2 protein-coding genes are annotated in these 11,391 nt (G+C 74.1%); both read left to right on the top strand.

Annotation, left to right across the window (positions count from 1 at the left end):
* A partial coding sequence (locus AB0H82_RS36135; protein WP_362999783.1) for an SDR family NAD(P)-dependent oxidoreductase occupies positions 1–9,483 on the top strand: 9,483 nt, incomplete at its 5' end.
* Between the two features lie 10 nt (positions 9,484–9,493).
* On the top strand, positions 9,494–11,391 hold a 1,898-nt coding region (locus AB0H82_RS36130), incomplete at its 3' end, for a type I polyketide synthase (protein ID WP_362999782.1).

Below are 11,391 nucleotides of genomic sequence, written 5' to 3'. Positions count from 1 at the left end.
CCGCAGGTCGAGGATCTGCGCGATGAGCTGCTGGAGGTGCTCGGGGAGATCGAGCCTCGCAGTGGGCAGGTGCCGCTGTTCTCCACCGTCACGGGTGATGTGATCGACACGGCGGTGATGGACGCGGAGTACTGGTTCACGAACCTGCGGCAGACTGTCCGCTTCGATGCCGCCCTGCACCATCTCCTGGAGGCCGGGCACCGCGTCTTCGTCGAGGCCAGTCCGCACCCGGTGCTCGTGGGGGCCGTGTCTCAGGCCGCCGAAGGTGAGGGTGTCGCGGGTGTGACCGCGGTGGGGACGCTGCGGCGGAACGAGGGTGGTCCGGCGCGGCTTGCGCAGAGTCTGGCCGAGGTGTTCGTCGCGGGTGTGGCTGTGGACTGGTCGCCGTGGGTGGCGGGTGGTCGGCTCGTGGAGTTGCCGACGTACGCCTTCCAGCGTCGTCGTCACTGGCTGCCGGCCGGTCGTTCCGTGGTGGATGCGGCCGGGCTGGGGCTGCGGCCCGCCGGGCACCCGCTGCTCGGCGCCGCTGTCCGGATCGCCGGTGGTGACGAGGTGGTCCTCACCGGGCGGCTGTCCCGTTCCACTCACCCGTGGCTCGACGACCACGGCGTCTTCGGCACCGTCCTCCTTCCGGGTACCGCGTTCATCGAGATGACGCTCCGCGCCGCCGACGAGGTCGGCTGCGGTGCCATTGAGGAGCTGACGCTGGAGCGGCCGCTCGTGTTGGCGGAGGACGCCCAGGTGTCGGTGCAGGTGTCGGTGGGGGCGCCGGACGGTGCCGGGCGCCGGACCGTCGCCGTGCACTCCCAGGTCCAGGGCGCCGACGCCGAAGTGGCCGGGGGAGCGGACTGGGTGCGGCATGCCGTCGGAGTGCTCGCGGACGCCGGTTCGGTCGCGTCGGCGGGGGCAGAGCGGCTGGAGGGCCAGTGGCCGCCGGCCGGTGCCGAGCGCGTGGATGTCGCGGATGCCTACGAGACGCTGGCCGGCCTCGGTTACGGCTACGGGCCCGTGTTCCAGGGGCTGCGTGCGCTGTGGCGCGACGGCGACGAACTGTTCGCCGAGGTCCAGTTGCCCGTGGACAGCGATGAGTTCGGCATTCACCCGGCGCTCCTCGACGCGGCCCTGCATCCGCTTCCCTCGGGCGACCTGTGGGTGCCGTTCTCGTGGAGCGGGGTGCGGCTGCATTCGGTGGGCGCGTCCGCGTTGCGGGTGCGGTTGTCGCGGGACGGCGACGGTGCTGTGCGGTTGGCGGCGTTCGACGGTGCCGGGCTGCCGGTCGTATCGGTGGATGAGCTGCGGCTGCAGAAGATGTCGCGGGAGCAATTGGGTGCGGCGGTGGCGGGCGGTGACCCGTTGTTCGAGGTGCGGTGGGTCGACGTACCGGTAGCGGCAGCGCCTTCTGGCGCTGGTGGTGGGCTTCCGGCCGATGTCGTCGTCGCCCACGTCGAGCCCGGCGGGGACGTCCGGACGAGCGTGGCCGGCGTACTGGAGACGGTCCAGGACTTCCTCGCCGCGTCGGCGGACGACGAGAGCTCCCGGCTCGCCGTCGTCACCCGTGGCGGCATCGCGGGCACGCTGCCCGACCCGGCCACCGCTGCCGTGTGGGGCCTGCTGCGCTCGGCGCAGACCGAGCACCCCGGGCGGATCGTGGTCGTCGACGTCGCCACGGAGGACGCGCCCGCGGACAGCGGGACGCAGTCGGCACTGCTCGCCGCACTCGCCTCCGGCGAGCCACAACTGGCATACGCGGGGCATAAGTTGACCGCTCCCCGACTGGTGTCCGTCAGCGCCGACACCGGCGCGACCCCCTCCCAGTGGAACCCGCACGGCACAGTTCTGATCACCGGCGCCGGCGGTTCCCTCGGGCGGCTCGTCGCCCGGCATGTCGTGGCCGAGTACGGCGTACGTCACCTGCTGCTCGTCAGCCGTCGTGGCGCCGAGGGGTCCGAGGAACTGGCCGCCGAACTGGCGGAAGCCGGTGCGACCGTGGCCTTCGCGGCCTGTGACGTCGCCGACCGGGAGGGCCTTGCGGCCGCCCTGGCGGGAATCCCGGACGAGCATCCGCTGACCGCCGTGATCCACGCCGCCGGTGTCCTCGACGACGGCATCGTCACCGCCCTGACCGCCGACCGCATCGACACCGTCATGCGCCCGAAGGTCGACGGAGCCCGTCACCTGGACGAGCTGACACGGGACGCCGACCTCGCCGCGTTCGTGCTGTTCTCGTCCGCCGCCGGTGTGATGGGCACGGCCGGACAGGGGAACTACGCTGCTGCGAACGCGTACTTGGACGCTCTCGCCCTCGCCCGCCGAGCCGAAGGGCTCGCGGCGACCTCGCTGGCCTGGGGCCTTTGGGCAGGCGGCGACAGCGCCATGACCGCGCACCTCGACGAGACCGACATCGCCCGGCTCACCCGGGGCGGGCTCGCCCCGATGTCCTCCGCGCAGGGCCTCGCCCTGTTCGACGCGGCCCTCACCGCCGACCGGGCCACTCTCTTCCCGGCCCGCCTGGACCTGCCCGCGCTGCGCAACCAGGCGGCGCAGGACCGGCTGCCCGCGGTGTTCAAGTCGCTCGTCCGTGCCCCCGCGCGTCGCGCGACGGCCGCCGTCGGAGCCGGACAGGCCTCGTCGTGGGTCGCCGAGACGGCGGCGCTGGAGGCGGGCGAACGGCAGGAGGCGCTGCTCGAACTCGTCCGCGCCCAGGTGTCGTTGGTGCTCGGACTCGGGTCGGGTGGTTCCGTCGAGGCCGACCGGGCCTTCCGCGAACTGGGCCTCGACTCGCTCACCGGCCTGGAGCTGCGGCAGCGCCTGCAGACGGTGACGGGCCTCAAGCTGCCCTCGACGCTCGTCTTCGACTACCCGACGCCGACCGCCCTGGCCGGCTTCCTCCAGGAGGAGGTCGGAGGGGCGGACGCGGGTCCGGTGGCACTTGCCGTGACGGCCGGGGGAGCCGCCACGGATGACGACGACCCGATCGTCATCGTCGGCATGGCCTGCCGGTTCCCGGGCGGGATCAGATCGCCGCAGGACCTGTGGCAGGCGACCCTCGACGGGATCGACGCGATCACCGACTTCCCCGACGACCGCGGCTGGGACATCGCCGACCTGTACGACCCCGACCCCGACCGGGCCGGCAAGACGTACACCCGGCGTGGTGGCTTCCTGCACGACGCCGCCGTGTTCGAGCCCGAGTTCTTCGGGATCAGCCCCCGTGAGGCGGCGGCGATGGATCCGCAGCAGCGGCTCCTCCTGGAGACGGCGTGGGAGGCGCTTGAGCGGACCGGCATCGCCCCGGACTCCCTGCGCGGCAGCAGGACCGGCGTCTTCACCGGACTGATGCCGATGGAGTACGGTCCCCCACTGCACGAGCCCGTCGAGGGCATGGACGGCTTCCGCATGCTGGGCAGCGCGTCCAGCGTGGCGTCGGGCCGCATCTCGTACCAGCTGGGCCTCGAAGGCCCGGCCATGACGATTGACACGGCCTGCTCGTCGTCGCTGGTGGCCCTGCATCTTGCGGTGCAGGCGATCAGGAACGGTGAGTGCTCGCTGGCTCTGGCGGGCGGTGTGACGGTCATGTCGACGCCGACGACGTTCGTGGAGTTCTCGCGGCAGCGGGCGATGTCCGTGGACGGCCGCTGCAAGGCGTTCTCCGACGACGCGGACGGCGCCGGCTGGGCCGAGGGGGTCGGCCTGCTCGTCGTCGAGCGGCTCTCCGAGGCGCGGCGCCACGGGCATCACGTCCACGCGGTCGTACGGGGTTCCGCGGTGAACCAGGACGGCGGCAGCAACGGCATGACCGCCCCCAACGGGCCCTCGCAGCAGCGCGTCATCCGTGACGCGCTGGCCAGTGCGCGGCTGACGTCGGCGGATGTGGACCTGGTGGAGGCGCACGGTACGGGTACGTCGCTGGGCGACCCGATCGAGGCGCAGGCGCTGCTCGCCACGTACGGCCAAGGGCGGGACGCGGAGCGGCCGTTGTGGCTCGGGTCCGTCAAGTCCAACATCGGGCACACGCAGGCCGCCGCTGGTGTCGCGGGCATCATCAAGATGGTGCAGGCCATGCGGCACGGCGTCATGCCGCGCACGCTCCACGCCGACACGCCCTCCCGTCATGTCGACTGGGAGTCCGGTGCGGTGAGCGTGCTGGCGGCCCAGCGGGAGTGGCCGGAGCTGGAGCGGCCGCGCCGTTCCGCCGTGTCGTCGTTCGGCATCAGCGGGACGAACGCGCACGTGATCCTCGAAGCGGCACCTGAGGACGCGTCGGCGCCCGGGTCCGGGTCCGGGTCCGCCCCGGCGCCTGAGGCCCCTTCGGTTTCCGAGGGCGCCCCCGTCACCCCCGTCACCCCCGTCACCCCCGTCACCCCCATGATCCCCTGGCCCCTCTCGGCCAGGACGGCCGACGGGCTGCGCCGGCAGGCGGCGCGGCTGCTCGGCCACCTCGCCCAGGACACCACCGCCACCACCGACACCGCCGAGACCGCCACCGACCCGCGCGACGTCGCCCACACCCTGGCCACCGGCCGGGCGCTGATGGACCACAGGGCCGTCGTGCTGGGCACCGGACGCGAGGGCCTGTCCGAGGCGCTCGCCGCCGTCGCCCGCGGCGAGGACGCCCCCGCCGCCGTCACCGGCGCCGTCCCGGCCGTCGGAGCGGGCGGGCTCGCCCTGGTCTTCTCCGGGCAGGGCTCCCAGCGTGCCGGCATGGGACGGGAGCTGTACGGGCGCTACCCCGTCTTCGCCGAGGCCTTCGACGCCGTGTGCGCCGCGGTCGACGCGCACCTCGACGGGTACGCCGAACACCCCCTGCGGGACGTCGTGTTCGCGTCCGAGGACTCCCCGCTCGCCCCGCTGCTGCAGCAGAGCATGTACACCCAGACCGGCCTGTTCGCCCTGGAGGTCGGCCTCCTCGAACTGCTCAGGGACTGGGGGGTGGCCCCCGGACACGTGATGGGCCACTCCCTCGGCGAGATCACCGCGGCCTACGCGGCGGACGTCCTCTCGCTGTCCGACGCGTGCGCACTCGTCGCGGCTCGCGGACGCCTCATGCAGGCCCTGCCGAAGGGCGGGGCGATGGTGGCCGTCGCGGCGGACGAGGAGGAGACCCGCGCGTACATCGCGGAGGCGGGCCTGGCCGACGCCGTCGGGATCGCCGCCGTCAACGGCCCGCAGTCCGTCGTCGTCTCCGGCGACGAGGCCGCCGCGCTCGCCGTCGCCGACCACTTCCGGGCCGCGGGCCACCGCGTGCACCGGCTCGCGGTCTCGCACGCGTTCCACTCGCACCACATGGACGCCATGCTCGACGAGTTCGCCGAGGTGCTCTCGGGGCTGTCCTTCAACGCGCCGCGCATACCCGTCATCTCGAACGTCACCGGCGGTCCTGTCGACGCCGAGCGCCTGTGCACCCCCCAGTACTGGGTGGAGCACGTCCGCGGTGCCGTCCGCTTCGCCGACGGCGTGCGCGCCCTCGCAGAGCACGGCGTCCGCGCCTTCCTTGAGGTCGGCGCCGACGCCGCCGTGACCCCGATGGCGCACGCCACGCTCGACGAGTGCCTCGACGACGACGGGTACGTCGCCGTGGCCACCCTCAAGTCCGGCGATGACGAGGCCCTGGCCCTGACCCGGGCCCTCGCCGAGACGTACGTGACGGGCACGCCGGTGCAGTGGCACCGGGTGCTGCCGGGCGGCCGCACCACCGAACTGCCCGGCTACGCCTTCGCGGGCCGGCGCTACTGGCAGGACGCCTCCTCGTCCACGGTCGGCGTCCGCGCCGCCGGCCTCACCGGCACCCGGCACCCGCTGCTCGGCGCCGCCGTCCACCTGCCCGACGGACAGACGGTGCTGACCGGGCGCATCCTGCCCGGCGCCCACCCGTGGCTCGCCGACCACGCGATCGGCGGCACGGTGTTGCTGCCCGGCACCGCCTTCCTCGACCTGGCCCTGCACGCAGGCGCCGAGACGGGCTGCCCCGTCGTCGAGGAACTCACCCTGCAAGCACCGCTGTTGCTGCCCGCCGAGGTCGCCGTCTACCTCCAGGTGGTCGTCGGTGCCCCGGACGCGACAGGCCGCCGCACGGTCACCGTCCACTCCTCGGCGGCCCCGGCCTCCGGCACCGAGCCACAGGTCCAGCACGCGACGGGCACCCTGGTCGACACGCCCGCGCACCCCGGCGACACGGGAGACTTCGCGCCCGCCGACGCCGAGCGCATACCGGTCGACGGTCTCTACGCCGACCTGGCCGCGCGCGGCTACGGCTACGGGCCCGTCTTCCAGGGCCTGCGCACCGCCTGGCGCACGGCCGACGCCCTCTACGCGGAGGCCGAACTGCCCGCGCAGCCCGGCGCGTTCGGCATCCACCCCGCGCTCCTCGACGCCGCCCTGCACGCCGTCACACTGGGTGTGCCGTCACTGCCCGGCGCCGACGGGCCGCGTCCGCTGCTCCCGTTCTCCTGGACGGGCGTCACCCTGCACGCGACCGGGGCCGGTGCGGTACGGGTCCGGCTCACCGCCACCGCCGACGGTGCCGTCTCCCTGACGGCCGTCGACACCGCGGGGCAGCCCGTCGTCACCGTGGACGCCCTGCTGCTGCGGCCGATGTCCGCGGCCGCAGCACCCGACGGCGACGGCGGACTCCACCTGCGCTGGCGTCCGGTGTCCGTCCCGGAGACCTCCGGGGTCCTCGTGTCCGGCGTCACGGTCACGGAGGTCGGGCCCGGCGGCGACAGCGACGTACACGCCCGGCTCTCCGAGGTGCTCGGACGCGTACAGCGCTTCCTCGGGGAGACAACAGCCGAGGCGTCCGACGACGGCGACGAGCGGCTCGCCGTGGTCACCCGCGGCGACATGATGGGCGTCCCCGACCCGGCGACCGCCGCAGTGTGGGGGCTCATCCGGGCCGCGCGGGCCGAACACCCCGGACGTCTGCTGCTCGTCGACGTCGACGCCCGCACCGCCCGTTCCGCCGACGCCGTCGCGGCGGCCGTCGCCACCGGCGAACCCGAGATCGCCTGGCGCGACGGGCAGGCGTACGTGCCCCGGCTGAGCCGCACGGCTCCGGACCTGCTCGCACTGCCGGACGACGCGTCCGACTGGCGCCTGCGTCGCGGGGAGCGCGAGGACGCCGACGACCTCGCCCTCGTACCCTTCGTCCCCACCCCCCTCGCCCCGCGGGAGATCCGCGTCGCCATCCGCGCCGCGGGCATCACCCCCGACGAGCTGACCTCCGGAACCGACAGCGACCGGAACCCCGGCGTCGAAGGCGCCGGAGTCGTCACCGAGGTCGGCGCGGAGGTCACGGCACCCGCCGTGGGCGACCGCGTCTGGGGCGTCTTCCCCGAGGGTGGGGCCGCCGCCAGGACCGCCGTCACCGACCACCGCTCCGTCGCCCCCCTGCCGAAGGCCCTGACCTTCGCGGAGGCAGCGGCGGCGGCGACCCCGTACCTCGCCGCCTGGCACGCCCTGGTGGACGACGGCGGACTCCGGGCGGGGCAGCGGGTCCTGATCCACGCGGCCGCCGATCCCGTCGGCCTCGCCGCGGTACGGATCGCCCGGCACCTGGGCGCCGAGGTGTACGCGGCCGCGCCGCCCGCCGGCCACGACGCCCTGCGCGACATCGGCCTCGACGGCACCCACCTCACCGGGCCCGAGCCCGGCGACATCGCACAGCGCGTGCCGGCCGGCCTCGACCTCGTCCTCGACCCCGACCGCAGCACCGGCGCCGAGGTGTCGGCTGCCCTGCTGCTCACCGCCGACGGCCGGTACGTGACCGTCGACGGGCGGGCCGCGGTCACCGGCATCGACGCGGGGCGACGGCAGACGATCCTCGCCGAACTCTCCGGACTGCTCGACTCCGGGGCGCTGCGCGCGCTGCCGTTCACGGCGTACGACATACGGTCGGCCACGGAGGTGTTCCACGGTCTCCGCACGGAAACCACGACGGCCGCCGGCCGGACCGTCCTGACCGTCCCCCGCCCCCTCGACCCCGAAGGCACCGTCGTCCTCACCGGCGCGAGCGGCACCCTCGGCCGGCTCGTCCTGCGCCGCCTGGTCGCCGAACACGGCGTACGCGACGTCCTGCTGCTCAGCCGCAGCGGTACCGGGGCCCCCGGTGAACTCCTCGACGTCCTCGACACCGTCGACGTACGCGAGGACGGACTCCGGATCCGCTCCGTGGCCTGCGACGTGGCCGACCGCGAGCAGCTCGCCGCGGCCCTCGCCGGCATCCCCGCGGAGCGTCCGCTGACCGCGGTGGTGCACACCGCGGGCGTCCTGGACGACGGGGTCCTCGCGTCCCTCACCCCGGAGCGCCTCGCCACCGTGCTGCGCCCGAAGGCGGACGCCGTACGGGCCCTGCACGACGCGACCGCGGACGCCGACCTCGCCGCCTTCGTGGTGTTCTCCTCGGTCGCCGGAGTCCTCGGCTCGGCGGGACAGGCCAACTACGCGGCCGCCAACGCCTACTTGGACGCGTATGCCGCCCGCAGGCACGCGGCGGGCGCCCCGGCGGTCTCCGTGGCCTGGGGCCTGTGGCAGGAGACCAGCTCGATGACGGCCGGTCTCGGCGCCGCCGACCTCGGCAGGATCGCCCGCACCGGGCTGCTGCCCACGACCGCCGAGGAGGGCCTCGCCGCCTTCGACCTGGCGCTCACCGCGGCCACCCCGCACCTCGTACCGGTACGCGTCGACGCCGCCGCCCTGCGCACGGCCGACACCGTGCCGCCGCTGCTCAGGGACCTGGTGCCCGACCGGCAGCGCCGGACGGCGGCGCCGAGTGCGTCGAGTGCGCCGGGCACGTCGGCGCCCCCCGCCGAGTCGACGAAGAGCAAGCTGCGCGGCCTCCCCGCCGAGCAGCGCACCGCGCTCCTGCTCGACCTCGTCCTCGCGGACGTCGCCCAGGTGCTCGGCCACGGCGATCCGCGCGGCATCTCCGCCGACGGGGCGTTCCGCGACCTCGGGTTCGACTCGCTGACCGCGGTGGAGCTCCGCAACAAGATCACCAACCGGGTCGGGGTGAAGCTCAGCGCGACCGCGGTGTTCGACCACCCGAGCCCGCGCGCCCTGGTCGACCACCTCGCCACGAAGCTCGCCCCGGCCCCGGTCCCCGAGCCGGTGTCCCCGTCAGCACCGGCATCCGACGCCGGACAGCAGCCCGGCTACGAAGGGATCATGGCCGACCTCGGCAGGATCGGCGCCCGGCTGAACGGGCTGCGGCTCACCGGCGGCCAGCGCGCCGCCCTCGCCGAGACCGTCCGCTGCCTGACCGAACCGCCGGCGCACGGACACCCCGTCACGGCCGACGACGAACCGGCACCCGCGGAGCCGTCTGTGGAGCCGTCCGTGGAGCCGTCCGTGGAGCCGTTCGCGGACCTGGCGGCCGCCACGGCGGCGGAGGTCCTCGACTTCGTCACCAACAACCTCGGCATCTCCATCACGGGCGATGCCACCGGCGACACCACGCCCGACACGTACGCCACCGACCAGAGTTGAGAGTGAGTTCATGCCCACCGAGAACGAACTGCTCCAATACCTCAAGGCGGTCTCGCAGGAACTGCACGCCACGCGAGGGCAGTTGCAGAGCCTTGAGGACCGTCGCAGCGAGCCCGTGGCGATCGTCGGGATGAGCTGCCGGCTGCCCGGCGGGGTGTCCTCGCCGGACCATCTGTGGGACGTCGTCCTCAAGGGCGAGGACATGATCGGCAACTTCCCGGCCGACCGCGGCTGGGACATCGACGCCCTCTACGACCCGGAGCCCGGCAACCCCGGCAAGACCTACACCCGCTCCGGCGGATTCCTGCACGACGCGGCGGACTTCGACCCGGCCTTCTTCGGCATCACGCCCCGCGAGGCCCACGGCATGGACCCGCAGCACCGCCTCATGCTGGAGGCGTCGTGGCAGGCCCTGGAGAGCGCGGGCATCAACCCGCAGGCCCTCAAGGACACCGCCACCGGTGTCTTCGCCGGGTCCTTCCACCACGACTACGACCCCGGCGGCGGCAGCGTCGGCAGCCTCGTGTCCGGGCGCGTCTCCTACGCGCTCGGCCTCCAGGGCCCCGCCGTCACCGTCGACACGGCCTGCTCGTCGTCGCTGGTGGCCCTGCACCAGGCCGTGCAGTCGCTGCGCGACGGCGAGTGCACCCTCGCCCTGGCGGGCGGCGTCACCGTGCTGTCCACGCCCGGCGTCTTCGTCGAGTTCTCCCGCCAGCGCGGCCTCGCCGCCGACGGCCGCTGCAAGTCCTACGCCACCGCCGCCGACGGCACCGGGTGGGGCGAGGGCGTGGCCGTACTGGCCCTGGAACGCCTGTCCGACGCGCAACGCAACGGTCACCGGGTCCTCGCGGTCGTCCGCGGCAGTGCGGTGAACCAGGACGGGGCGTCCAACGGCCAGACCGCACCCAACGGCCCCGCCCAGCAGCGTGTCATCCAGGACGCCCTCGCCTCGGCCCGGCTGACGACCGCGGACGTCGACGTCGTGGAGGGCCACGGCACCGGCACGACCCTCGGCGACCCGATCGAGGCGCAGGCACTCCTGGCCACGTACGGCCAAGGACGCGCCCTGGAACAGCCGTTGTGGCTCGGCTCCGTCAAGTCGAACATCGGGCACACGCAGGCGGCCGCAGGTGTCGCGGGCATCATCAAGATGGTGCAGGCCATGCGGCACGGCGTCATGCCGCGCACGCTCCACGTCGACGAGCCCTCGCGCCACGTCGACTGGAGCGAGGGCCAGGTCAGGCTCCTCACGGAGAACCGCCCGTGGCCCGAGGGCGACCGCCCGCGCCGCGCCGGGGTGTCGTCCTTCGGCTACAGCGGCACGAACGCGCACGTGATCCTGGAGGCGGCGCCCGAAGCGGGTGTGGTGCCCCCGGTGGAGGAAGAGCCTGCCGCGGTGGTGCCGTGGGTGTTGTCGGCCCGGAGTGAGGCGGCGCTCGCGGAGCAGGCGGAGAGGCTGCTGGCCCGGCTCGACGAGGGCGAGCCGCAGCTGCCCGGTCTGCGGGACGTGGGCCACACGCTGGCGACGGGGCGTGCGGTGTGGGAACACCGGGCGGTTGTGCTCGGCAGTGACGTGGGTGAACTGACGGCTGCTTTGGGTGAGTTGGCGGCCGGGCGTGAGGCTTCTGGTGTGGTGTCCGGGCGTGCCGGGTCCCATGCTCCCGGTGGTGCGGTGTTCGTGTTCCCGGGGCAGGGCTCGCAGTGGGTCGGCATGGCCCGCGAACTGCTGGAGTTCTCGCCGGTGTTCGCGTCGCGGATGGCGGAGTGCGGGGCGGCGTTGGAGCCGTTCGTGGATGGCTGGTCCCTGCTGGACGTGGTCCGCGAGGGCGATGAGGAGCTGCTGCGTCGGGTTGATGTGGTGCAGCCGGTGCTGTTTGCGGTGATGGTGTCGCTGGCGGAGTTGTGGCG

The sequence above is a fragment of the Streptomyces sp. NPDC050732 genome, from assembly GCF_040654255.1.
Taxonomy (GTDB): domain Bacteria; phylum Actinomycetota; class Actinomycetes; order Streptomycetales; family Streptomycetaceae; genus Streptomyces.
Note: the sequence above shows the minus strand (reverse complement) of the source record. Positions and strands in the feature narration are given on the sequence as shown.